The organism is Streptomyces camponoticapitis (assembly GCF_014646115.1).
GTDB lineage: Bacteria > Actinomycetota > Actinomycetes > Streptomycetales > Streptomycetaceae > Streptomyces > Streptomyces camponoticapitis.
Map to the genome: position 1 here is coordinate 116244 of NZ_BMMV01000001.1, position 24486 is coordinate 140729.

The 24486-nt window shown below is 70.6% G+C and carries 23 protein-coding genes; 9 read left to right on the forward strand and 14 right to left on the reverse strand.

The annotated features are described in order from the left end of the window. Positions 1-14: 14 nt before the first annotated feature. From lepB (IEY79_RS00465) to IEY79_RS00505, 9 genes are all read right to left on the reverse strand, one after another. Complete coding sequence (lepB, locus tag IEY79_RS00465; RefSeq protein ID WP_189105597.1) at positions 15-977, reverse strand: signal peptidase I; 963 nt, start codon at positions 975-977, stop codon at positions 15-17. Beyond that, a complete protein-coding gene (gene lepB / locus IEY79_RS00470) occupies positions 946-1950 on the reverse strand; it encodes a signal peptidase I (RefSeq protein WP_189105208.1) in 1005 nt (334 codons plus the stop codon). The genes lepB (IEY79_RS00465) and lepB (IEY79_RS00470) overlap by 32 nt, the downstream gene beginning before the upstream one ends. Further along, positions 1943-2719 (reverse strand): signal peptidase I, encoded by a 777-nt coding sequence (gene lepB / locus IEY79_RS00475; RefSeq protein ID WP_189105209.1) that lies wholly within the window; start codon positions 2717-2719, stop codon positions 1943-1945. Before lepB (IEY79_RS00475) ends, lepB (IEY79_RS00470) begins: the two co-directional genes overlap by 8 nt. Before the next feature lie 57 nt (positions 2720-2776). Continuing rightward, positions 2777-3127: a 50S ribosomal protein L19 gene (gene rplS, locus IEY79_RS00480; protein WP_023538359.1), complete on the reverse strand. Its 351-nt coding sequence runs from the start codon at positions 3125-3127 to the stop codon at positions 2777-2779. A 131-nt stretch (positions 3128-3258) separates the two neighbouring features. Then, a complete protein-coding gene (trmD, locus tag IEY79_RS00485) occupies positions 3259-4098 on the reverse strand; it encodes a tRNA (guanosine(37)-N1)-methyltransferase TrmD (protein WP_189105210.1) in 840 nt (279 codons plus the stop codon). Continuing rightward, the gene (gene rimM / locus IEY79_RS00490; protein ID WP_189105211.1) at positions 4095-4715 is read right to left on the reverse strand and encodes a ribosome maturation factor RimM; all 621 of its coding nucleotides are present in this window, start codon (positions 4713-4715) and stop codon (positions 4095-4097) included. The genes trmD and rimM overlap by 4 nt, the downstream gene beginning before the upstream one ends. A gap of 119 nt (positions 4716-4834) precedes the next feature. Then, on the reverse strand, positions 4835-5074 hold the full coding sequence (locus tag IEY79_RS00495; protein WP_003980229.1) for an RNA-binding protein: 240 nt from the start codon (positions 5072-5074) through the stop codon (positions 4835-4837). A gap of 2 nt (positions 5075-5076) precedes the next feature. Beyond that, complete coding sequence (gene rpsP, locus IEY79_RS00500) at positions 5077-5520, reverse strand: 30S ribosomal protein S16 (RefSeq protein ID WP_189105212.1); 444 nt, start codon at positions 5518-5520, stop codon at positions 5077-5079. Between the two features lie 258 nt (positions 5521-5778). After that, positions 5779-6372 carry a hypothetical protein gene (locus IEY79_RS00505; protein ID WP_189105598.1) on the reverse strand — a complete coding sequence of 198 codons (594 nt, stop codon included), beginning with the start codon at positions 6370-6372 and terminating at the stop codon, positions 5779-5781. Between the two features lie 751 nt (positions 6373-7123). On the opposite strand from IEY79_RS00505, the gene IEY79_RS00510 reads away from it, so the two are divergent. From IEY79_RS00510 to IEY79_RS00550, 9 genes are all read left to right on the forward strand, one after another. After that, complete coding sequence (locus tag IEY79_RS00510) at positions 7124-8068, forward strand: methyltransferase domain-containing protein (protein ID WP_189105213.1); 945 nt, start codon at positions 7124-7126, stop codon at positions 8066-8068. A 233-nt stretch (positions 8069-8301) separates the two neighbouring features. Next, complete coding sequence (gene yhfZ, locus IEY79_RS00515; protein WP_189105214.1) at positions 8302-9240, forward strand: GntR family transcriptional regulator YhfZ; 939 nt, start codon at positions 8302-8304, stop codon at positions 9238-9240. 127 nt (positions 9241-9367) lie between these two features. Then, complete coding sequence (locus IEY79_RS00520; RefSeq protein ID WP_189105215.1) at positions 9368-9754, forward strand: PRD domain-containing protein; 387 nt, start codon at positions 9368-9370, stop codon at positions 9752-9754. A 13-nt stretch (positions 9755-9767) separates the two neighbouring features. Next, positions 9768-10124, forward strand: a complete 357-nt coding sequence (locus tag IEY79_RS00525; RefSeq protein ID WP_189105216.1) for a DUF2620 domain-containing protein — start codon at positions 9768-9770, stop codon at positions 10122-10124. 90 nt (positions 10125-10214) lie between these two features. Then, positions 10215-11639 (forward strand): YhfT family protein, encoded by a 1425-nt coding sequence (locus IEY79_RS00530; RefSeq protein WP_189105217.1) that lies wholly within the window; start codon positions 10215-10217, stop codon positions 11637-11639. 59 nt (positions 11640-11698) lie between these two features. Next, on the forward strand, positions 11699-12670 hold the full coding sequence (locus IEY79_RS00535) for a phosphotriesterase family protein (protein ID WP_189105218.1): 972 nt from the start codon (positions 11699-11701) through the stop codon (positions 12668-12670). Position 12671: 1 nt separating this feature from the next. After that, a complete protein-coding gene (locus IEY79_RS00540; RefSeq protein WP_189105219.1) occupies positions 12672-13775 on the forward strand; it encodes an aminotransferase class V-fold PLP-dependent enzyme in 1104 nt (367 codons plus the stop codon). Between the two features lie 2 nt (positions 13776-13777). Further along, positions 13778-14938: an alanine racemase gene (locus IEY79_RS00545; RefSeq protein ID WP_189105220.1), complete on the forward strand. Its 1161-nt coding sequence runs from the start codon at positions 13778-13780 to the stop codon at positions 14936-14938. A gap of 13 nt (positions 14939-14951) precedes the next feature. After that, entirely contained in the window at positions 14952-16199 is a 1248-nt protein-coding gene (locus IEY79_RS00550; RefSeq protein WP_189105221.1) for a phosphopentomutase, read from the forward strand. Positions 16200-16280: 81 nt separating this feature from the next. On the opposite strand, the gene ffh is transcribed toward IEY79_RS00550, so the two are convergent. The 5 genes from ffh to nsdA form a co-directional block, all read right to left on the reverse strand. Then, entirely contained in the window at positions 16281-17828 is a 1548-nt protein-coding gene (gene ffh / locus IEY79_RS00555) for a signal recognition particle protein (RefSeq protein ID WP_189105222.1), read from the reverse strand. 182 nt (positions 17829-18010) lie between these two features. Beyond that, positions 18011-20461, reverse strand: coding sequence for a [protein-PII] uridylyltransferase (locus IEY79_RS00560; RefSeq protein WP_189105223.1), 2451 nt, complete (start codon positions 20459-20461; stop codon positions 18011-18013). 241 nt (positions 20462-20702) lie between these two features. Further along, positions 20703-21041 carry a P-II family nitrogen regulator gene (locus IEY79_RS00565; RefSeq protein ID WP_189105224.1) on the reverse strand — a complete coding sequence of 113 codons (339 nt, stop codon included), beginning with the start codon at positions 21039-21041 and terminating at the stop codon, positions 20703-20705. Next, positions 21038-22324 carry an ammonium transporter gene (locus tag IEY79_RS00570; RefSeq protein WP_189105225.1) on the reverse strand — a complete coding sequence of 429 codons (1287 nt, stop codon included), beginning with the start codon at positions 22322-22324 and terminating at the stop codon, positions 21038-21040. Before IEY79_RS00570 ends, IEY79_RS00565 begins: the two co-directional genes overlap by 4 nt. Positions 22325-22673: 349 nt before the next feature. Continuing rightward, complete coding sequence (gene nsdA, locus IEY79_RS00575; protein WP_189105226.1) at positions 22674-24149, reverse strand: transcriptional repressor NsdA; 1476 nt, start codon at positions 24147-24149, stop codon at positions 22674-22676. Between the last annotated feature and the right edge of the window lie 337 nt (positions 24150-24486).

Genomic DNA, 24486 nt, shown 5'->3' on the forward strand with positions numbered 1-24486 from the left:
TCTGGGACGGCACCCTACCCGGCGGTACGGCCGCCGGTCAGCCTGCGCCTGCGCCAGAACACCAGCGGTACGGCACCGGCGACACCGAGCACGGCCGGAGCCCCCGTCGCCACCGCCGACGCCGCGCTGAGGCCCGACTGGTCGAAGGTGTCGGGCACGGGCAGCGTCGACAGCCGGTCGAGCGGCCAGGCGATGACGATCGCGCGGCCGACGACCTCGTCGGTGGAGACGGTGCCGTGACCGGGCAGCTCCTGGTGGTAGCGGGAGTCGAGCGAATTCTGCCGGTGGTCGCCCATCACCCAGATCCGGCCCTCGGGCACCTTGATCGGCCCGAACGGCTCGTCGTCACAGGCCGTGTTTCCAGGGAAGATGTACGACTTCTCGTCGAGCGCCTTCCCGTTGACCTGGACGCTGCCGCCCTTGTTGCACTCCACCGTGTCACCGCCGACCGCGATGACCCTCTTGATGAGGTCCTTCTCCTCGGACGAGGGCATGAGGCCGATGAAGCTGAGGAATTTCTGCGCCACGTTCGGCTCGGGGGCCTGCGTGCTGTCGAGCCAGCCGCCCGGGTCGTGGAAGACCACGACCTCGCCGCGCTCGGGCTCCGCGCCGAACCACGGCGTGAGTTTGTCCACGAGCACACGGTCACCACGCTGCAGTGTGTTCTGCATCGAGTCGGAGGGGATCGAGAACGCCTGCACCAGGAAGGTCTTGATCAGCAGCGCGAGCAGCAGCGCGATACCGATCAGCAGGGGCAGTTCCTTCCAGAACGAGCGCTGCTTCGTCACGCGCGTGGCCCCGTCATCGCCGGGATCGCCGGGATCGCCGTCCGGCCGCTCCCCCACCTGGTCCTCTTCTGCGGACACGCCTGCGGATGGGGTCTCCGCGGCGGAACCGGCAGGGCCGACGGAAGGCTCGGCAAGCTGCTCGGGCCTGTCCTCGGGCTCACCGTGTCCGGATCGTGCGCCGACGGCCAAATCCCCCACATCCACTCCTCACTCCGTGCAACTGCCCGCTCCGGAGACGGAGCAGGCCCACTACTCCCATAACGAGCGGGAGTTCCGCAGGGGTCGGGAGCAGGATCATTCCGTTCGGATCCTGAGAGGACACACTATTCGACGGGCCGAGCGCCATGGTCGGTGCGGCGCGCGGGTCCGGTACGGAGGCGTACGTGTCCGGCTCCTCCAGCCGCCGCCAGTGGCCCAGCGGCCAGGCGATGACGACGGCCCGTCCGACGACCCCGTCCTCGGAGACGGTGCCCCGGAACTCCTCGTCGAGGTGGAAGCGCGAGTCGGCCGAGTTCGACCGGTGGTCGCCCATCACGAAGATCCGCCCTGTCGGCACCTTCACCTCGAAGTCGAGCTTCGACGGCGGGTTGCCGGGATTCAGATACGGCTCCGTCAGCGGTACGCCGTTGACGACGACGCGCCCGTCCTGGTCGCAGCACTTCACGGTGTCGCCGCCCACGGCGACGACGCGCTTGATCAGGTCCTGCTCGTCGGCGGACGGCAGCAGTCCGATGAAGGTCAGGGCCTGCTTGACCTGCTTGATGACGACCGGGTCGTCCGGAGGCGGCGTGGTCTCCTCCTGGAGCCAGCCGCCGGGGTCCTTGAACACGACGACGTCGCCGCGCTGGGGGCGGGAGCCGAACCAGGGCGTCAGCTTGTCCACCAGCACCCGGTCGTCGATCCGGATCGTCTGCTCCATGGAGCCGGAGGGGATCACGAAGGCCTGGACGAGGAAGGTCTTCAGAACGAGCGCGATCAGCAGCGCCACGGTGATCAGGAGCGGGATCTCCGTCATCGCGGAGCGGCGACGGCGCCGTTTCACCTTGCGGGCGAGCCTGCGCCGCTCCGCGCGCCCCGGCAGGGCGCGTCCTGTGGTGGGTCTGGTGCCTGTCGGCAGCCGGGTGTCGGACCGGTGGCCCCCGGGCCGTCCTCGGTTACCCATGGGCGCCGTCCGGGCCTCGTACGTCCCTGAAGGCGTCGGTGCCGTCGAGCGAGTCCCAGCGGCCCGCCGGCCAGCCGATCCAGTCCACCCGCCCGATGACCTTGTCGACGGGCACCGCACCGCCACCGGGCTCGCCCAAGTGGTCACGTGAGTCGCGGGAGTTGCTGCGGTGGTCGCCCATCACCCACAGGGTGCCGGAAGGTACGACGATGTCGAAGGGCGCGCTGGACGGCGCGTCGCCGAAGTACAGGTACCGCTCGTCGATCGCCCCTCCGTTCACCTCGACCTTGCCCCCCTCGTCGCAGCAGACCACCCGGTCGCCCCCCACGCCGATCACGCGCTTGACGAAATCGGTCTCCGCGGGCTCGGCGAGACCGAGGGCCGAGGCCGCCCCGTGCGCCAGCCCCGTGACGGGGTTCTCCCGCGCCGGCTCCTGGACGAACGACCCGGTGCCGTCGAAGACAACCACATCACCGCGCCGCGGCTCGGTACCGAAACGGTACGCCAACTTGTTGACAAGCACCCTGTCTCCGACCTGGAGACCCGGCTCCATGGAGCCGCTGGGGATCAGGAAGGGCTGCACGACGAAGGCGCTGAACAGCAGCAAGGAGGCGGTACCCAGTACGCCAAGCACCGCGGCCCGGCGCCACGACAGGGCCCGCAGAAATCCCCGGAGCCCCGGCACACGCACGGAGCGCGACCCCTCTTCCTCCCCTGTGGCGGGTGTGGAAGAAGGGCCGCGCTCGATGTGCTGTGGTTCGGTGTCCATCGGGCCCAGAGCTTATCCGGCCGTCCTGTGGAACCGTGCGCGAGTTCGAGCCTCGGCTCAGTTGTCGCGCTTCTCCTTGATCTTCGCAGCCTTGCCGCGCAGCTCACGGAGGTAGTAGAGCTTGGCGCGACGTACGTCACCACGGCTCACGAGCTCGATCTTCTCGAAGATCGGGCTGTGCACCGGGAAGGTGCGCTCGACGCCCACGGAGAAGGAGACCTTGCGGACCGTGAAGGTCTCACGGACGCCCGAGCCCTGCCGGCGGATGACGACACCCTTGAACTGCTGGATACGCGAGCGGTTGCCCTCGATGACACGTACGTGGACGTTCACGGTGTCGCCGGGGCGGAAGGCGGGGAGGTCGCTGCGGAGCGACGCCGCGTCGACGGTGTCGAGCAGGTGAGCCATGATGGTCTGCTTCCTCGCTGATGCCACAGGTCATCAACGGAATGTCGAAAGGAAAGTTCGGAGCGCCGTTCGCGTCGGGTGGGCGTCGTTCCCCCTGTGGCAGGGGCGCGCACCGGACGTACGGCAGCGGCTCATTCTTCCACGGCGTCGGGCCTGCGCCAAAATCGGCCACACGGCTCCGGTGCCCAGCCCATGATGGAGAGCATCTCGCGGTCCTTCTTGTCGAAGGCCGCGGCGTCACAACGCTCGATCAGGTCGGGCCTGTTGAGGGCCGTACGACGGAGAGCCTCGTCCCGCCGCCATCGCGCGATCCTGCTGTGGTGACCACTGAGCAGAATGTCCGGAATGGCTCGCCCGCGCCACTCCGGAGGCTTCGTGTAGACCGGGCCCTCCAGCAGGTCGGCCATCGCTCCGGGAGCGAACGAGTCGTCCCGATGGGACTCCGCGTTGCCCAGGACGCCGGGCAGGAGCCGTGCGACGGCCTCCATGATGACGAGTACGGCCGCCTCGCCGCCCGCCAGGACGTAGTCGCCGATGGACACCTCGTACACCGGCATCCGCGTCGCGTACTCGTCGACGACGCGGCGGTCGATGCCCTCGTACCTGGCCGGCGCGAAGAGCAGCCAGGGCCGCTCGGAGAGCTCGACCGCGAGTTCCTGGGTGAAGGGTCGGCCGCTGGGCGTGGGAACGACCAGCACGGGGCGGTGCGCGCCCGCCTCGTAGCCCTCCGCGATCGTCTCGTCGAGGGCGTCGCCCCAGGGGTCGGTCTTCATGACCATGCCGGGGCCGCCGCCGTACGGGGTGTCGTCGACCGTGTTGTGCCGGTCGTACGTCCAGGCGCGGAGGTCGTGGACATGGACGTCGAGGCGGCCACGCGCGCGTGCCTTGCCGACGAGGGAGACGTTCAGCGGTTCGAGATACTCCGGGAAGATGGTGATCACGTCCGCCCGGAGGATGGGGGCGTGCGTCATGACGGGTCGCCCTTGGCCGCACCGCCGGGGCCACCGGCGACGGCACCGTCGCCATCACTGTCGGCGCTGCCCTCGGCCTCGCCGTCGGTGGCGCCGGCGACGACCGCGTTGTTGTCGATGAGGCCCGGCGGGGGGTCGATCACGGCCTTCTGCTCTTCCAGATCGATCTCGGTCACGATCTCCTCGACGAAGGGGATCATGACTTCGGTGCCGTCGGGCCGCTCCACGATGAACAGGTCCTGCGACGGGAGATGCGTGATCTCCGTGATCCGGCCGATCCCGGTGCCGTCCGCGAGGACGACGTCCAGGTCCATGAGCTGGTGGTCGTAGTACTCGTCCGGGTCCTCCGGCATGTCCTGCGGGTCCACCTCGGCGATGAGCAGGGTGTTGCGCAGGGCCTCCGCGCCCGTACGGTCGCTCACTCCGGCGAAGCGCAGCAGCAGCCTGCCGCTGTGCACCCGCCCGGTCTCGATCGTCAGGGGGCCCGCGGAGGCCGGTTCGGTGGCCAGTACGGCTCCGGGGCCCAGCCGCAGTTCGGGCTCGTCCGTACGTACCTCGACGGTGACCTCGCCCTTGATGCCGTGGGCACGGCCGACCCGCGCGACTACCAACTGCACTTGCACACGCCCCTGTTTCTACGACTTCTACGACTGCTGCGGCTTCTGCGGCGCCACGAAGACGACAAAGACCGGGGAGGGCCTTGGCCCTCCCCGGCCCGTGCCGGTTCACAACTCTGTCAGCGGACCTGATCCACGTCGACGAGGTCGACACGGATACCACGGCCGCCGATCGCGCCCACGACGGTGCGCAGGGCGCGTGCGGTGCGGCCGTTGCGGCCGATCACCTTACCGAGGTCGTCGGGATGGACCCGTACCTCGAGCACACGGCCACGGCGCAGGGTGCGCGAGGCGACCTGCACATCGTCCGGGTTGTCGACGATGCCCTTCACGAGGTGCTCGAGAGCCTCCTCGAGCATGCTCAGGCCTCGGTCGGCTCAGCGGCGGGCGCCGAAGCGGCGTCGGCGTCGTCCGCCTTCTTGTCGGCCTTCTTCGCCTTGGGGGTGATGGCATCACCCTTGGGCTCGTCGCCGTCCGTGGCGAGGGCCTCGAAGAGGGCACGCTTGTCGGCCTTCGGCTCCGGCTGGAGCAGCGGCGCCGGCGCGGGCAGGCCCTTGTGCGCCTGCCAGTCGCCCGTGAGCTTCAGGATCGCGAGGACCGGCTCGGTCGGCTGGGCGCCGACGGACAGCCAGTAACGCGCGCGGTCCGAGTCGACCTCGATACGCGACGGGTTCTGCACCGGGTGGTACAGGCCGATCTCCTCGATGGCCCGGCCGTCACGGCGGGTGCGGGAGTCGGCGACGATGATGCGGTAGTGAGGCGAACGGATCTTGCCCAGACGCTTCAGCTTGATCTTGACTGCCACGGAAGTGGTCTCTCCTGGATCTTGACGTGGTTGGGCACATCGACATGCCGCGTGGGGTTGCGGTACTCGTGTGCCCGATGGACGCGTCAGCCGGAGGAGAGAGGGGTCCTGTGCGACTGTCGAGTACAGCTGGTCATTGTGCCACACACCTCAGGCGCGCCGCGCCCCGCCCGGAGCGGCCCGCTCCTGAACGGGGCGGCTCCGGTGCCGGCGGGCGGCCGACGGCCGGCTTCCGCGCCGGGCAGGCGACGGAGGTACTCAGCTCGCAGCGGCGACCACTTCCGGAATGCGGAACGGCTTGCCGCAGCCGCCGCAGACGATCGGGGCCTGCGCGAGGACCGACGGGACCACGCGCACGTTGCGCCCGCAGTCGCAGACGGCCTTCACACGCACACCTCCGCCCGAGGAGCCGTGCCGCGCGGCGGGGCCGCGGAAACTGCGCTCGGTGTCGGACGTCGTCGCGACCGTGTGCGCCGCGAGGGCGCGCTGGAGCCGTTCGATGGTGGGCCGATAGCGCCGTCTCGCCTCGGGGTTGAGCGATACCAGCGAGAAACCGCTGCTGGGATGCGGCTCCTCGGAATGGTCCAGGCCCAACTCCTCGGCGATCGCGAGGAATCGGCGGTTGTGGTAGCGCCCCGCTCGGGAGGTGTCGCGGACACCCCGGGCGGCGGCGATGCCATGGACTGCCTCGTGAAGCAGTCGCTCGAAGGAGAGCTCGGCGCCGCAGGCGGACGACGATTCTCCGATCAGGGACTCTGGCGCGGCAAGATCCGGCAGCTCGGCGTGGTACCGCTGAATCTCGGCCCACGCCTGCGCCAGCTCTGCGGCGAGAACAGGTGGTGTCGTGCTCACGTCGTGAACAACGAGCCGGGACCCTCCCGGGTTCCATTCCGGGGCATCCCAAATATTTTGCACGTACCCGTCAGTTGCCATTGATGCGTCCTGACGAGGGCGGGTGCGTAGATCTGCGGAGAAGGCTCGCTTCTCGCCACAAGGCGGTACGTAGTACGGGCTACGTCTGTACGGGTACAAGAAATACGTACACCCGATCGAGACACACTTCGGGGCCACCGTCCTGGCGGCCACACCGATGCCCTCGCCGCTCCGGCCTCCGTAACCGCGCGGGGGCCCACAAGAACGACATTAACGGGCGCGCCGCCGATCCGCGGCATCGGCCCCGGTCGGGGAAGGTCGAGCGGATTCGTCCGATACCGGCGCGGGTGGTGGGGAGTTGGCCGACTCCACCGCGGCGACCTCACCCTTTCGGCTCAATCTCCACGGACACCCGCCCACAGCCCTCGTGAGCGGTTCCGCCTTGCCCGTACGGGCTCCGTGCGCCCTCACGGTGGCCCCGCCGTGGCCGCCCACGGGGCGCGGCCAGGGGCGATTCGGAGCAGGCTCGCAGCGTAGGCCGACAACGTCCGGTGAGAGCGATTGTCCAGTGCGCCGGGGCGCACTACCGGAGCACAGAAGGATTGCCCGCGAACCACTGGACGCGGGCACAGATGCGGAGTTCCCTGGCATACGGGGGACGAAGGCGCGCACGTACACGGGGGCTGTCAATCAGGGCACCAGGACCTCTCGCCGGATTGGGGCGCTATCCATGACTCGTACGCTCGTCCAGCAACACCAGCAGCAGGTGAATCCCGCCTCGACAGACCCTTCCAAGGAGGCGGGCGATCGCGCCCGCGACTGGGCCGAGATCCAGGAACGCATGCTGGTGCCTCTCTACGAGGCGGTGTACGAGCGTCTGGAAGTCGGCCCCGGTACACGGCTGCTGGGCCTCGGCTGCGGCTCCGGGCTGGCGCTGCTGATCGCCACCGCCCGGGGCGCCGACGTCACCGGTGTGGACGCCGATCAGGAACGCGTCGCGCTGGCCCGCGAGCGGCTCGTCCCCGACGAGCACCCCGTGGCGCCGTACGCGAACTCGCCTGCGGCGTCCGGGGGGAGCAGGGCGCCCGGAAGGTCCGTGGCCGCCCCGTCGAGGACGTACGGCGGCCGGAGCCACGCGCGAGTGCTGACGGGCGGCGCGACCGCCGTCCTGGAGGCGGAGCGCCCCGTCTACGACGTGATCACGGCGTTCCAGCCCATCGGTGTCGCCGGCGACGGTTCGGACGGGCTCGCGCCCGCACTGGCGGAGGCGCTGCCCATGGCGGGCCGCGGCACCCCCGTGGTGCTCGCCGGCTGGGGCCCGCCGGAGCGCTGCGCGACGTCCGGCGTCCTGCGGGTCGCGGGGCGGCTGACGGAGCGGCTGCGCAAGGGAGGCGGCTACCGGCCGCCGCTCAGGGACGACCTGGAGAACGTGGCGGCGCGGGCGGGGCTGAAGCCGGACGGTTCGGGGCGCGTGTCCTGCCCGTTCGGCTACGCGGGGATGGAGAGCGCGCTGCGGGGACTGCTCTCGACGGGCGCGTTCGACGCGGCAGTGCGGGCGACGGATCAGTCGCAGGTGGAGAAGGAGATAACGGAGGCGCTCCACCCGCATGTACGGCGCGACGGCACCGTGTGGATGCCGAACGTCTTCCGTTACCTGATCGCGCGCACGCCCTGACCCGTACGACGCGGCAAATGACATCACGGGCCTGAACACGACGCGACGCCGTCGCCGAACGCCGCGGCGGCGTGGCGTTCAGCGGCGGCGCGCGGCGAGGCCCAGCCAGCCCCGTCCCGGCCCAGTGCAAGCAGTCCCGCGACGCGGCCTCGTAGAAGGCGGACCAGACCCGGCGAAAAGACATCCTTGGGACACCCTTGTCAGTATCCAGAATCCTGGTTACTGTCCTTTCTGTGACCGGCTTCGACGAACGCTTCCTGACCCGCAACGGCCTCGCCGCCCAGCAGCTCGCCGCCCTGCTGCTCAACCACGAGCCGGACACCCGCCTGCCCCGTGTCCGCGACTTCGCCGAAGAGCTGGGCGTCGGCAACGGCACCGTCCAGGCCGCGCTCCAGCTTCTGGAGTCGGCGGGGGCGATCCGGACGACCGCGCGCGGCCACCTCGGCACGTTCCTCGTCGACTCCGACCGTTCGGTCCTCTGGCGGCTCTCAGGGCTCGGCACGCTCCTGGCGGCGATGCCGCTGCCGTACTCGCATCGTTACGAGGGTCTGGCCACCGGACTGCGCGCGGCGTTCGAGCAGGCCGGGGCGCCGTTCGCGATCACGTTCATGCGCGGCGCCGGGGCCCGTACCACCGCACTGATCGAAGGCAAGGTCGACCTGGTGGTCCTCTCGCGCTTCGCCGCCGACCGGCTGATCGAGGAGCGCCCCGTCGAACTGGTCGCGGACCTCGGACCCGCGACGTACGTGGGGGCGCACGGGCTGCTCCTGCGGCACGGAGCGAAGCTGGAGACTGCAGGACTGCGCGTGGCCGTCGACCACGCCTCCGAGGACCAGCGGATGCTCGCTGAGCGCGTCTTCGCCGGGCGCTCGGACATCCGGTGGGTCGAAGCGTCGTACATGCAGTTGCGCGACCTGTTCGCGCACGACCATGCCGACGCGACGCTCTGGAACCTCGACGAGGTACAGGACAGGCTCGGCGCCGGCGTGCACGTGCTGCCGCTGGGCGACGAGGTGACCCGCGATCTGTCGCTGCGCAACTCCAGCGCCGCGATCATCGGCAGGACCGAGGGGGCGAAGGCACTCGGCGCCGTCCGCGACTCCCTCGACCTTTCCGTCATCACCGACTGCCAGGCCGAGGTGCTGCGGGGTGAGCGCGCCCCGTCGTACTGACCGCCCCGCCCGCCCCGTCGGGGCGGGCGGCCACCCGGCGGCACCGCACCAGGAAAAAGAGGAAGTCGAGCCTCTGCTCAAAATCCAAAATCCTGGTTACTGTCGTATCGAAGGAGAAGGGACCACCATGGACGACCAGCTCGCTCTGCGTATCCAGCTCTTCCGTGAGGGCGGCCAAGTCCGGCCCGAGGCCGCCGCGTTCGTGACGGCCGAGCTGGACGCCCTGGCCGCCGAGGGCCGCACTGTGACAGAAGAGACAGCCGGCACACTCACCAGCCATCTCATGATGGCTCTTACCAGGCTGCTCAACGGCGAGTCGATCGCGGAATTCCCCACCGACTCCGAGGTCGCCGCGGAGCTCGCCGGACATCCGGACGCGGTGGCACGGGCGCGCGCCGTCTCCGCACGAGCGGCCTCGGAACTCGGCGCGCCCCTTCCCGACTCCGAGATCAACTTCCTCGGACTGCATCTCGCCCTGCTCGACCAGAACTCGCCCCCACGTCACGAGACATGAGAAGGAACCAGCCATGACGAAGATCCTCACCGGCGGCGTCGGCAAGGCCGAGGTCACGGACACCGTCAAGAAGCTCGGCCTCGACGGCATCGAGATCGTGGCCTCCAACGACATGGACGCCGCGATGAAGCTCCGCGGCGGCCAGGCCGACTACTACCTCGGCACCTGCCACACCGGCGCGGGCGCTTCCCTCGGCGTACTCGTCGGACTGCTCGGCAAGCCCACCTGCCACACCTTCGGCCGCTCCGTCCCCACGGAGGACGAGGTGAAGGCTCTGCTTTCCGAAGGCAAGAAGGTCTTCGGCTTCGCCATCGACCAGATCGACGTGATCGCCCCGCTCATGGCCCGCGCCATCGCCGCGCGCGGCTGACGGCCCCGTACGAACCCGCAAGGGCTCGACAGACCTCGTAAGACCCCGCGCCGGGCAAGGCCCCCGCCGGGCACTGAGGAGTGAAATCCCGTGAACAGCGTCCTCGCAGCGAGTTCGACGAACCTCGACTTCTCGCTGGCACAGCAACTGACGGTGATAGCGCTGTGTGCGCTGACCGCGTTCATCTCCCATATGGCACTGGCCGTCTTCAACGACGGTGTGCGGCCCTTCATGCTCGACTTCATACAGGGGCGCTCGACGCGCAACGCCACCACCGCCGTGTCCTTCGGTCTCTCCGCCGGCTTCATCTTCGGCCTCGGCGCCCCGATGGCGCTGTCCACCGGCGTGCTCAACCCGTGGCTGGTCTTCCTGCCCACCGACATCCTGGGCATCCTGTCGCCCAAGAAGTGGATCGCGCCGTTGCTCGGCGGCGCGTGGGGCGCCGTGGTCGTGTTCGGCCTCAACGGGGCCAACAGCCTCGCGCACGACCTGCCCGTCGACTTCCTGACCGCGCTCCAGCAGATGTCGACGCCGATCCTGTTCCTGTTCACGCTCTTTCCGGTGCTCGCCATCACCAAGCAGTTCGGGCGGCTACGGGGCGGGATAGCCGCGGTCGTGGAGCTGGCGCTCGTCGTGATGACGATGAAGGTCTGGCCCGACGTCTTCCCCGGCTCCATCGCCATGGCCGTCGGCGTCCTGACGCTCATCGGCTTCGCGATCAACAAGGACCTGACGCAGCGGAAGTTGGAGCGGGCGGAAGCCGCGAAGGCGGTGGCGGCGGGCGAGTCGCTCCCGGACGAGAAGGCGGAGAGGAACACGGAGAGGAACACGGGGAAGGACAGGGGCAAGGACGGGGCGGCGGACGACGCGGACGATCCGATGGCCTCGCTCTTCAGCGCGAGCGCCTTGCGGCTGCGCCGCTACCTGCCGCTGTTCATGCTGCTCGGGGCGGGCGTCTGTGTGCTGGCCCAGGCGCATGTGTTCGGCGGTGGCGAGGCGACGAGCTTCCTGATCGCCAAGGGCGACTACTCGGAGGCCGCCCAGGTGGACTTCTACCGGGCGTTCGGCTTCGTACCGCTGATCGCGACGACCGCACTCGCCTCCGGCGCGTACGGCATCGCGGGCTTCACCTTCGTCTACCCCATCGGCTACCTGATGCCGAACCCGTTCCTCGCCGCCGTCGTCGGCGCGGCGGTCTTCGCGATCGAGGTGCTGGCACTCTCGGCCATCGGCAGGGTCCTCGGGAAGCTGCCGAGCGTGCGCGACTCCTCCGAGCACCTGCGCAGCGCGATCGGCGACGCACTGGGGCTCGCGATCCTCTTCGGTTCGCTGATGGCCGCCAACGTCATGGGAGGGGGCCTCGGCATCCTCATCGTGGGCGGGCTGTACCTGCTCAACGAGTCGATGGGCCGCCCCGTGGTGCGGATGGCGGCGGCGCCCGCCGCGGTCATCGTCGGCGGCGTGCTGCTGAACATCCTCTACTGGCTGGATCTGTTCACGCCGATCAAGGGATAGGTGGGCACCGCCCTGGACTCGCCGCGGCGGACACGCACGACACAGGAAGGCCCCGCACCATGCAGCACCCCCACACCGGCGTCGTACGGCCGGGCCGGCTGCGCACCGTCACCGGTCCCTTGCCCGGCTCCGCCGTACACGGCCCCGTACTCGCCCACGAACACCTGGTGCTCGATCTCGACCGCGCCGGGGAGGGCGCGGCTGTTCTCGAAGCGGACCGGCACGGGGCCGCCGTCGTCACGGAACTGGCCGCCCTGCGCAAGGAGTACGGCCTCGGCCTGGTCGTCGAGCTGACGTGCCGCGGCATGGGGCGTGATCCGGGTGCCCTGGCCCGGATCTCCACGGCGTCGGGGGTGCCGGTGGTGGCCGCCACGGGCTGGTACTACGAGCCGTTCCACCCGGCGGAGCTCGACGGGGCGAGCGTCGGGGAGCTGACCGCGACCCTCGTACGGGAGATCGACGACGGCTTCGGGGACACCGGTATCCGCCCCGGCGTACTCGGCGAGATCGGCAGCCACGGGGACTCACCGACCGAGCCGGAGACCCGCGCGCTGCTGGCTTCGGCACAAGCCGCGGTCGCCACGGGCCTGTCCGTCGCCACACACGCGCAGCTCGGCCGCGGCGGTCTCGCCCAGCTGGAGCTGCTCACGGGTGCGGGGCTCGCCCCGCACAGGATCTCGCTCGGGCACCAGGACCTGCTCGACGCCCCGTCGGTGCACCGTGAGCTGGCGGCGAGCGGGGCGTACGTCGCCTTCGACACGGTCGGCAAGGAGAGCTACCAGAGCGACACCGTGCGGCTGCGCCTCCTGCTGGCGCTGCTGGAGGCCGGCCACGCCGACCGTGTCCTGCTCAGCTGCGACATCTCCCGGCACGCCTATCTGCGCTCGGAGGGCGGTCAGGGATACGGGCATCTCTTCCGGTCCTTCCTGCCCCGCGTGCGCGCCGCCGGTGTGAGCGAGGACCTGATCGATCTGATGACACGGCGCAATCCGCTCCGGTTCCTGACCGGTGCGGACACGAAGGAGAACTGAGATGTCCGTACAACTGCCGCGGACCTTCCCCCTGGCGACGATCCCGCTGGCCGACGCGGTCCGCATGCAGTTCCAGCTGCTGGAGTGCACCGCCGCGCGTTTCGAGGGCCAGCAGCTCTTCGAGGCGGACGCGGGCGTGGTGCCGGACCTGGGCCGGCCCCGTACCACCGCGCGGGTCGAGGCGGTGCTGGCCGACTTTTTCGGCGCCGAGGATGCCGCGCTGGTGCAGGGTGCGGGCACGGGGGCCATTCGCGCCGCGCTGCAAGGCGCCGTCGGCCCCGGTGACCCGCTGCTGATCCACCGTGCGCCGGTCTACCGCACGACCGCGGTGACACTGCGCGGGCTCGGAGTCCGCACCGTCGAGGCGGACTTCAACGACGGCGCGGCGCTGCGCCGGGCGCTGGACTCGGGTGAGTTCGGCTGGGCGTACGTCCAGCACAGCCGGCAGCGGCTCGCCGACTCGTACGACGCGGGGGACGTCCTCGTGGCCTGCCGCGCCGCGGGGGTGCGCACGATCGTGGACGACAACTACGCGGTCATGCGAGCCCCGTTGGCAGGCGTGGAGCTGGGCGCCGACGCCTCCTGCTTCTCGCTCTTCAAACTGCACGGACCCGAGGGGGTCGGCGCGGTCGTCGGGGCGGCCGACCTCGTGGAGCGCGTACGCGCCGACAACTATTCGGGCGGCGGCCAGGTGCAGGGCCACCAGGCGCTCGACGCGCTGCGCGCCCTCACCCACGTCCCCGTCATGTGGGCCGTCCAGTCGCAGGTCGGCGCCGAGATCGCCGACCGGCTCGCCGCCGGTGAGGTGCCCGGCGTGGCGGAGGTACGGATCGCCAACGCGCAGGACCGCTGTCTGCTCGTGCGCCTGGACCGCCCCGTCGCACGCGAACTGCCCGCCGCGGCGGCGCGCCACGGCGCCGCGCCGTACCCCGTAGGCTCCAACTCCCGCTACGAGATCACCCCGCTCTTCTACCGGCTGTCCAGCTCGTCCCTCGACGACGCTCCGGAGCTCGCCGACCGGACGGTGCGGATCAACCCCATGCGGGCAGGCGCCGATCTGGTGATCGAGATCCTCCGCCGTTCGCTGCACGACCTGAAGGACTGACCGTGTTCCTGGACGCCGTCCTGGCCCGCAACCCCGAGCTCGTCGACGTGGCGGTCTCCCTGCACCGCTCCGGCGCCGTACCGCCGGACACCTACGTGATCGACGCCGACACCGTGGAGGCGAACGCCGCGCTACTGGCCGGTGAGGCCGAACGGCTCGGCCTGTCGCTCTGGTTCGTGGTCAAGCAGATCGGCCGCAATCCGGCGCTGATCGGCGCGATCGCCCGGCACATCCCCCGGTTCGCGGCGATCGATCCGTACGAGGCGCGGCTGCTGCACGACGCGGGGGCACGGGCCGGCAATCTGGGCCATCTCGTACAGATCCCGCCCCGTCTGCTGCCGGAGATGCTCGGCCGGCGGCCGGAGGCGGTGACCGTGTTCGACGTGGCCAACGCCCGCGCCGTCTCGGACGCCGCCCGGCAGCTCGGCTTCGTCCAGGACGTTCTTGTACGCCTGGAAGGCACCGACAAGGTCTATCCGGGGCAGGAGGGCGGCGTGCCGCTCGCCGGACTCGACGACTTCGCTGCGGCGGCCGAGGCTCTCCCGGGCATCAAAATCGCGGGCGTGACCGCGTTCCCCTGTGTGCTGTGCGATCCGGTGACCGGCGCGCCGAGCCCGACCCAGAACTTCCAACTCGCGATCACGGCGCGCGAGTTGCTGGCCGCGCGCGGGCACGAGGGCCTGAAGCTCAGCGCTCCGAGCGCCACGTCCATGGCAACACTGCCCCTCCTCGCCGAGCTGGGTGCGACCCACGGAGAACCGGGGCACGCCCTCACCGGGACGACTCCGCTGCACGCGGTCGACCACCAGCAGCCCGAGCGCCCCGCCTACGTGTACGTCAGCGAGGTCGCTCACACCCTCGCCGACGGACGGCCCGCGATCCACGGCGGCGGCTTCTACCCGCGCGCTCGCATCCACGACGCCCTGCTGCCGCGCACCGGGCTGCGTCTGCCCGTACAGGACGCGCCTGCGGAGAACATCGACTACTACCGGCTGCTCCAACGCCCCAGCCACGCCGGGGACGTTGAGATCGGGGACACCGCCGTACTCGCCTTCCGCACCCAGATCTTCGTCACCCGCTCGACCGTCGCGGTCGTCGCCGGGCTCTCCACCGGAGAACCCCGGTTGACCGGTCTCTACGACGCCCAGGGCCGGGCCCGGTAAGGAGCCAGGAGCCATGAGTACGACCGTGATCGTCGTCATCGACGGGTTCGGTGTCGGCGCGATGCCGGACGCGGGGACGCTGCGGCCCGGCGATCTCTCCGCCGACACCTGCGGGCATGTCCTCGACCACTGCCGAACGGCGCTGGGCCGGCCGCTCCGGCTGCCCGCGCTCGGGGAGCTGGGACTCGGCCTCATCCATCCGCACCCGGACCTTGCCCGCCGGACCGGCCGCCCCGTCGCGGCGGGGCGGGCCGCTCTCGGTTACCCCGGCGCCGACACCTTCGCCGGACACCAGACCATGATGGGAGCGGACTTCAGCCGGGTCACGGTGGCCACGCTGGCCGGGCATCTCGACGAGGTGAGCGGCGCGCTGAAGGCCGCGGGACACCTTGTCGAGCCTCTGAGGGAACAGCCGTTGCTGCTCGTCGACGGTGCCGTACTGGTCCACGACAACCTGGAGGCCGACCCCGGCATCAACTGGAACGCCTCCGGCCGTCTGGACGAGCTGTCCTTCGACGGCATCCTCGCCATCGCCCGTACGGTGCGGGCGGTCGCCCCGGTCGCCCGCGTCATCGCCGTCGGGGGCCACGCGGACGGGCCGCTCGCCACGTACGTACGAGACGGTGACGGCGGCACCGTCGGGCTGGACACCCCGGCCACCGGTTTCTACCGCAACGGCGGGCTACAGGTGCGGCATCTGGGCGTTGACCTCGACCACACCCGACAACTGCCCGACATCGCCGCCCACGCCGGCCTCCCGGTCACTCTCGTCGGCAAGGCAGCCGACATCCTGGCGTGCGAGGCCGCCGTACGGCGCCCCGCCGTCGCGACCGGGGAGGTGCTGGAACACACGCTGGCGGCGGTACGGGGCGGTGAGGGCGGCCTCGTGGTCGCGAACGTCCAGGAGACAGATCTCGCGGGCCACCAGCAGGACACGGGGCGCTACGGGAGCGTCCTGGAGCAGGTAGACGCGGGGCTCGCCGAGCTGACGGGGCTGCTCAACGGCCCCGGCGACCGGCTGATCGTCACGGCCGACCACGGCAACGACCCGACGATCGGCCACGCGTATCACTCGCGCGAGTACGTCCCCGTCCTGATCCACCGCCCGGACGCCGCGGGAATCGAACTCCTCCCGGACGCCGCGACGTTGGCGGACGTCGGTGCGACGGCCGCGGCGGCCCTCGGCCTGGACGCGGGCGCCCTCACGACGGGGGCGACGCTGCTCGGCGCGCCGTCCGGCCACGGGGCGGAGCCGCACTAGACACGGCGCCGTCGCGGCGGGCCGACAATGAGGTGCGGGCGGCGGCTCGGCGCCGCCGCCTCCCCCTCCCGAAGCCGGGCCTCAGCCCATGAACTTCTTGAACTCGTCGGGCAGTTCGAAGTTCTTGTCCGCCTCCGCCGGCAGGCCGAACGCGCCACCCGCCTGGGCCGACTCCTCGCGCCGCGCCGCGGCGGCCTGCTCCTCGGCCTTGCGCTTCATCGGGTTGCCGGAGCGCCGCTTGCCCTTGGCCTGCTTCTGCTGCTTCTTCTGCCGGCCGGGCCCACCGCCCGAACCCGGAGCGCCCGGCATTCCCGGCATCCCGCCGCCCTGCGCCATCTTCGACATCATCTTGCGGGCCTCGAAGAACCGCTCCACCAGGTTCTTCACGGCGCTGACCTCGACGCCGGAACCCTTGGCGATACGCGCCCGGCGTGAGCCGTTGATGATGGTCGGCTCGTGCCGTTCGCCCGGCGTCATGGACTTGATGATCGCGGCCGTACGGTCGACGTCCCGCTCGTCGATGCTGCTGATCTGGTCCTTCATCTGCCCCATGCCGGGCAGCATTCCGAGCAGCTTCGAGATGGAGCCCATCTTGCGGACCTGTTCCATCTGCGCCAGGAAGTCGTCGAGCGTGAACTCCTTGGGCCCCTTCGCCAGCTTCTGGGCCATCTTCTCGGCCTCGGCCTGGCTGAAGGTCTGCTCGGCCTTCTCGATGAGGCTGAGCATGTCGCCCATGTCGAGGATGCGGGACGCCATGCGGTCCGGGTGGAACGCGTCGAACTCGTCCAGCTTCTCGCCGTTGGAGGCGAACATGATCTGCTTGCCGGTGACGTGCGAGATGGAGAGCGCGGCACCGCCACGGGCGTCGCCGTCGAGCTTGGACAGCACGACGCCGTCGAAGCCGACGCCGTCGCGGAAGGCCTCAGCGGTGTTGACCGCGTCCTGGCCGATCATGGCGTCGACGACGAACAGGACCTCGTCGGGGCTGACGGCGTCGCGGATGTCCGCGGCCTGCCGCATCAGCTCCTCGTCGATGCCGAGACGGCCGGCGGTGTCGACGATGACGACGTCGTGGACCCTGTCCTTCGCGTACTTGATCGAGTCCTCGGCGACCTTGACCGGGTCACCGACGCCGTTGCCGGGCTCGGGGGCGTACACCGCGACGCCCGCGCGTTCGGCGACGACGGCGAGCTGGTTGACGGCGTTGGGGCGCTGGAGGTCGCAGGCGACCAGCAGCGGCGAGTGGCCCTGGCCCTTGAGCCAGAGGCCCAGCTTGCCCGCGAGGGTCGTCTTGCCCGCACCCTGGAGGCCCGCGAGCATGATCACCGTCGGCGGCTGCTTGGCGAAGCGCAGGCGCCGCGTCTCGCCGCCGAGGATGCCTACGAGCTCCTCGTTGACGATCTTGATGATCTGCTGGCTGGGGTTGAGCGCCCGCGAGACCTCTTCGCCGCGCGACCGCTCCTTGACCTTCGCGGTGAAGTCACGGACCACGGGGAGCGCGACGTCCGCTTCGAGCAGCGCGATGCGGATCTCGCGTGCGGTGGCGTCGATGTCCGCCTCGGACAGCCGCCCCTTGCCGCGGAGGGATTTGAAAGTCGCTGAGAGGCGATCGGAGAGGGTATCGAACACGGCGCTCGTAGGTCCTCAGGGGTCGGGGGAAGTGTGGATTGCTCTCCAGGGTATCCGGCCGGGCAGGTATGGCGGGCCCTGCCCGTTGTGAAGGCCCGTACGGGGCCCTCCGCCGCGGCCTCGCGCCGCCCCGTACGACGACATCCGGCAGCCCCGTCCCGCGCCGCTCCCTGGCCCCCACGTCAGCTGCGGAGGGCCTCCTCCACCATCTTCGCGGCCGTCGTCGCCTCCCCGTCCGTCAGGACGGTCCCGTCCGCGCGCGTGACGTAGACGGTGTCCACCGCGTTCGCGCCCAGCGTGGACACGTGCGCGCTGCGGACCCGTACCGCCGCCTCCTCCAGCGCCCGCCCGATCCGGTGCAGCAGCCCCGGGGCGTCCTGCGCGCGCACTTCGATGACGGTGGCGAGCTCCGAACTGTCCGGCACCACCGTCACACGGGGCGGTGGAGCCTGGCTGCCGCGCCGCCGGGGATAGGCGGACTCGCGCTCCGCCAGCCGGGCCCGGATGTCGAGCGAACCGTCCAGGGCGCGCACGAGGTCGGCGCGCAGCCGCGTCGCCTGGGGCAGGGAGCCGTACGCCGCCGCGACCCGCCAGGTCAGCAGCAGGACGTCGGAGGCGTCACCGAGCGCCGTGGGCGGTTCGACGATGCGCAGGTCGGCCGCCCGCACGGTGAGACGGTGCAGTGCGAGGACACCGGCCGCGGCCGGCAGGACGCCGGGGCGGTCGGGGAGCGCGATGACCAGTTCGACGCCGACCGGCGCCGGTTCGTCGTCCTCCTGAGGAGGCTCCGGCTGGGCGTGGAGGGACAGGACGGGGCCGCCGGTGCGCAGCGCCTCGACGGCGAGGCGTTCCTGCTCCGCGCTGGTCACCAGGGGGCGCGGTGCGACGGGCGCCCTGCCGGCGAGAGCGGCGGCCACGCGGCCGACGAGGTCCGTGACGAGCGATCCGCGCCACGCGGACCAGGCGGCGGGCCCCGTCGCGAGTGCGTCGGCCTCGGTGAGCGCGTGGAGCAGTTCGAGGGTGGACAGCGAGTCGACCTTCTCGGCGACGGAGCTGACGGTGGCCGGGTCGTCCAGGTCGCGCCGCGTCGCCGTCTCGACGAGCAGCAGATGGTGGCGTACGAGCGTGGCGACCACGTCCGCGTCGGCGCGGTCGAAGCCGATCCGCAGCGCGACGGTGCGCGCGAGGGGCTCGCCCGCCTCGGAGTGATCGCCCGGCAGCCCCTTGCCGATGTCGTGCAGCAGGGCGGCGACCAGGAGCAGGTCGGGGCGGCTCACCCGCCGGGTCAGCGCGGAGGCCTCGACCGCGGTCTCAACGAGATGGCGGTCCACGGTCCAGGTGTGGACGGCGTTGCGCTGGGGACGGCAGCGGACGCGCTCCCACTCGGGGATGAGGCGGGTGATGAGCCCCTCGGCCTCGAACGCCTCCCAGACCGGGACGGTCGGCTCCCCCGCCCCGAGCAACGTGACGAACTCCTCGCGCGCCGCCGCCGGCCACGGGGCGGGCAGCGGCCGTGCGGCGGCGAGCCGACGGACCACGTAGGGCGAGATCGGCAGCCCGGACTGGGCGGCGGCTGCAGCGGCGCGCAGCGGCAGTACGGCGTCGTGCTCCACACGCGCCGTCCTGGCGAGCACGGCCTCGCCGTCCTGCTCCACGACCCCCTCCGCGAGCGGCGTGCGCTCCGGGGCGGGCCTGCTGCCGCCGAGGAGGGATCGGAGCCGGGGGCGGCCGGCGCGAGAGCGCAGGACGCGGTTGACCTCGCGCCAGGTGACGTCCGAGGCGTACGACACGGTGCGGGCGGCCTCGTAGACCCTCCGCAGGAGTTCGTCGGCGTCGCCGGTGCCCAGCTCCGCGGCGACCCCGTCCTGCTCCTGGAGCGCGAGCCGGTCGGTGGCCCGGCCCGTCGTGAGGTGCAGGGCGTCGCGTACGTCGAGGAGCGCGCGGCGGGCCTCGGCGAGGCCCTCCCGGGGGGCGTCGGCGAGCCAGGACGCGGCGACGGCGCGCAGCGCCGTGGCGTCCCTGAGCCCGCCCCGTGCCTCCTTGATGTCGGGTTCGAGAAGGAACTGCAACTCGCCCTGACGCTCGGCGCGTTCGCGGCAGAGTTCGTCGAGTTCGGGGAGGCGCTTGGGGGCCTGGTTGCGCCAGTCGGCGAGTACGGCTGTGCGCAGGGCGGCGGTCGGTGCCGGGTCGCCGACGATATGACGCGCGTCAAGGAGCCCGAGCTGCACCTTGAGGTCCTGGCCGGCGGTCTTGCGGGCCTCGGCCGTCGTACGCACGGAGTGGTCGAGGGCGAGCCCCAGGTCCCACACGGGGTACCAGACGCGGTCCGCGAGGGCGGCGATGGCCGCGGCGTCGGAGCTGCCGTCGTGCAGGAGGAGAAGGTCGAGGTCGCTGCGGGGGGACAGTTCGCCCCGTCCGTAGCCGCCGACAGCGACGAGGGACGCTCCCTGGACGCCGACGGCGCGGGCGGCGGCGGTGAACAGGGCGTGCAGCCAGTCGTCCGTGAGCCGTGCCAGGGCGGCGCGGCGCTGCGGCCCGGACGGCGTCTTCTCGTGGAGAAGGCGGAGCCGCGCCGCCGCGTAGCCGCTGGGTCCGGGGTCGGGTTGTCCGGTCGTCTCGTCAGGGGTGGTCACCCGGCAGGTCCCGTCTTTCGGCGGGCGTCCCGCGTGCGGGACGCCCGGTTTCGCTGCGCGCGTCCGTATCTCCGAGCGCGCTCGGTTCACAACTCGCGCGACGTTGTCACGAGTTGGGCGCCGCCCCCACGCTCCGTCCCCGGAACGCCGGAGGCGCCGGGCGCACTCCTCGACGGAGTGCGCCCGGCGCCGGAGCGTGCCCGCTCACCGAGCACGCGCCGGCATCGGACCGGATCCGGTGTCAGAGTGCGTCCGGACCGCGTTCCCCGGTACGTACCCGGACCGCCGTGTCCACCGGCACGCTCCACACCTTGCCGTCGCCGATCTTGCCTGTCCTGGCGGCCTTGACGACCACCTCGATGAGCTGCTCGGCGTCACCGTCCTCGACCAGCACCTCGATGCGGATCTTCGGTACCAGGTCGACGGTGTACTCCGCGCCCCGGTAGACCTCGGTGTGACCGCGCTGCCGGCCGTAACCACTGGCTTCCGTGACCGTCAGCCCGTGGACGCCGAAGGCCTGGAGGGCCTCCTTGATCTCGTCCAGTCGGTGTGGCTTGACGACTGCGGTGATGAGCTTCATACGTCCACCTTCTTGTTCCGCGCCGCGGCGCCGAGGTCCTTGTCCGTACCGGCCGCACTGCTTCGGCCCGAGGGCGAGCCTCCCACCGCGCTGAAGTCATAGGCGGATTCCGCGTGGAATGCCATGTCCACACCGCTGGTCTCGTCGTCCTCGGAGGCCCGGAAGCCAATGGTGACATCGACGATCTTGGCGAGGATCCAGGAGGCGACGAACGAGTAGCCCATCACCGAGAAGGCACCGATCGCCTGCTTGCCGAGCTGCGAGGCACCGCCGACGCCGTCGATGGCGAGGACACCCACGAGCAGGGTGCCGATGACGCCGCCGACGAGGTGGACGCCGACCACGTCGAGCGAGTCGTCGTAACCCAGCTTGTACTTGAGGCTGACGGCCCACGAGCAGGCCGCTCCGGCGACGACGCCGATGAGCAGCGCGCCGAACGGGTTGACGTGCGCCCCGGACGGGGTGATCGCCACGAGACCGGCGACGGCTCCTGAGGCCGCGCCGAGCGTGGTGAACGCGCCGTGCCTGATGCGCTCGTAGATGAGCCAGCCGAGCATGGCGGCGCCGGTGGCGATCTGCGTGTTGAAGGCCATCATGGCGGCCGTGCCGTTGGCGGCGAGGGCGGAGCCGGCGTTGAAGCCGAACCAGCCGAACCACAGCAGCGCGGCGCCGAGGACCACCAGCGGCAGGCTGTGCGGCCTCATCGGGTCCTTCTTGAACCCGATGCGCTTGCCGACGACAAGGACCGCGGCGAGCGCTCCGATACCGGCGTTGATATGGACCGCCGTACCACCGGCGAAGTCGATCACTTCCAGCTTGAAGAGCCAGCCGTCGGCCTGCCACACCCAGTGCGCGACCGGGAAGTACACGACGGTGACCCACAGGGCGATGAACAGGGCCCAGGCGGTGAATTTGACGCGGTCGGCGAGGGCGCCGCTCATGAGCGCCGGGGTCAGTACGGCGAACATCAGCTGGAACAGGGCGAAGGCGTAAACGGGGATTCCCTCGTTGCCGCCCGTGAGCGTCTCGGCGTTGATGCCCTTCAGACCGATGTGGTCGAAGTTGCCGAGCAGTCCTCCACCGATGTCGTCACCGAAGGCCAGTGAGTACCCGTAGAGCACCCACAGCAGGCTGACGATGCCGAGCGAGATGAAGGACATGATGAGCATGTTCAGGGCGCTTTTCACCCGGACCATGCCGCCGTAGAAGAAGGCCAGGCCGGGCGTCATCAACATGACGAGCGCGGCACTGATCAATACGAATGCGGTATCTGCGCCATTCAAGGCCGGCGTCTCCTCGTGGGTGGGAAATACGGCCCGGTGCGGATGCTCTTACTTCTCTGGGCCGACTGGTGGTGAGGAGATTGACGTGGGGTGATTTCGGTCGATGCCGCCCGATGTTTCACGTCAGTGACGAAGTCGACCGGAGTGTTACGCCTTGATGAACTGACGTGTCGCGAGGTGCGGCGATGGCAGAATCCGGCCGCGACGGTCACCCGTGTGGCGTGGCGGGGGGAAGCCGTGCCGGCCGTACGGGCGAGTGCCGCGGCCGGAGGCACGGGATACGTGGGGGAACGGGGGGTCTGGGGAAGATAATGCCCCAGTGGCTTCCGCGGCGCCCTCCACGGGGCGCTCAGACGGCTTCAGCGGCCTCCGGGAGTTCCTCCGTGAGCTGCTCGGTGAGCTGGTTGATCTCGGAGAGCTCCCCGAAGTCCCGGGTGGCCGTGGACACCGTTTTGCGCAGCCGGGTGTTGACGCGCTCGGAGCGCACCTTCTTGGCGATGCCGAGCGCCTCCTCGATAAGAGGGGTCGACCGCTCGGGCTCCCTCTTCAGAAGGTGGACGGTGGCCATCCCGACGAGGTTCAGCGCGTATGACCGCTGGTGCTCCTCGTCCTTCTCGAAGAGCTGGACGGCGCGCTCCATGACGGGCTCGGCGAGCGAGGCGTACGTCGGGCTGCGCCCGGCCACGTACGCGAGGTCGCGGTAGGAGTGCGCGTTCTCACCGTTGAGCTCGGCCTCGGAGAAGAACCGGATCCAGTCGGGCTCCGGCTCGCCGTCGTCCCCGGCGTCGGCGAAGGTGTTCTCCGCCATCCGCACGGCGCGCTTGCACTTGCCCGGCTGCCCCATGTTGGCGTAGGCCCGCGCCTCCATCGCGTACAGCATCGACTGCGTACGGGCCGTGGCGCAGTCCCTGCTGCCGTACTGGGCGAGATGGATGAGTTCCAACGCGTCGTCGGGGCGGCCGACATGGATCATCTGGCGGCTCATCGAGGAGAGGATGTACGACCCCAGGGCCTTGTCCCCCGCCTCCTTGGCGGCGTGCAGGGCGAGCACGAAGTACTTCTGGGCGTTGGGCTGGAGGCCGACGTCGTAGCTCATCCAGCCGGCCAGCTCGGACAGTTCGGCCGCGCACCTGAAGAGCCGCCGCGCGGTGACGTCGGACTGCGGCTCCTGAAGAAGGTCCGTCACCTCGTGGAGCTGGCCCACGACCGCCTTGCGGCGCAGACCCCCGCCGCACTGCGCGTCCCACTGACGGAACATCACCGTGGTGGACTCCAGCAGGTCCAACTCCGGCATGGAGAGGCGGGAGTGGCGGCGCCCCCCCGGGGCGCCGGCGTCGTCATCCTGGTCGGCCGGCGAGGTGGGCACCAGCCACCGTTGCATCGGCTCGATGAGGGCGGGGCCGGCGGCGAGTGCGAGCGACGTCCCCAGGAAGCCGCGCCGCGCCAGCATCAGGTCACTGCGCGAGAACTCGCTGATGAGGGAGATGGTCTGGGGCGCCGCCCAGGGCAGATCGACGCCTGACACCGAGGGTGACTGGTGGGCGGAGCGCAGTCCCAGGTCCTCGACCGTGACAACGGCGCCGAATCGCTCGGAGAACAACTCAGAGAGAATGCGCGGGATGGGCTCCCGCGGCTGTTCGCCGTCGAGCCAGCGGCGCACCCGCGAGGTGTCGGTGCTGATGTGGTGCGCGCCCATCTGCCGGGCCCTGCGGTTGACCTGGCGCGCGAGTTCGCCCTTGGACCAGCCACTACGCCTGAACCACGAACTCAACTGCTCGTTCGGGCGCTTGCCGGTAGCCGTACCGTCTGCGCCGCTGCCGCCCACTGGAACGCCCCCATCCACCGAAGCCCTGTCGCGCGAACTTCTACCAGAATGCCGTCAGTTACGGCCGTCTGTCCGGAGATCTCGCTCCTTCGAACAGGAAACCGAGTTGCCCGCGGCATAACCACGAACGTGCGACTTCTCACCGTTCGTGCACTCAAAGTAATCCTACGATCACCCCTCCCGCGAGGGTCATTCCGCAAACGCCACCATTCGCCACCCCTTCGAATGAACTCGGCTGCGGCCGGGCGCGATTCACTTGACGGACGGCGATCAGGAACCGGCGGAGCGTTGCACGCAGGGGGCGTACGGAGCCGGACGCACCACCCCTGGCGCCACC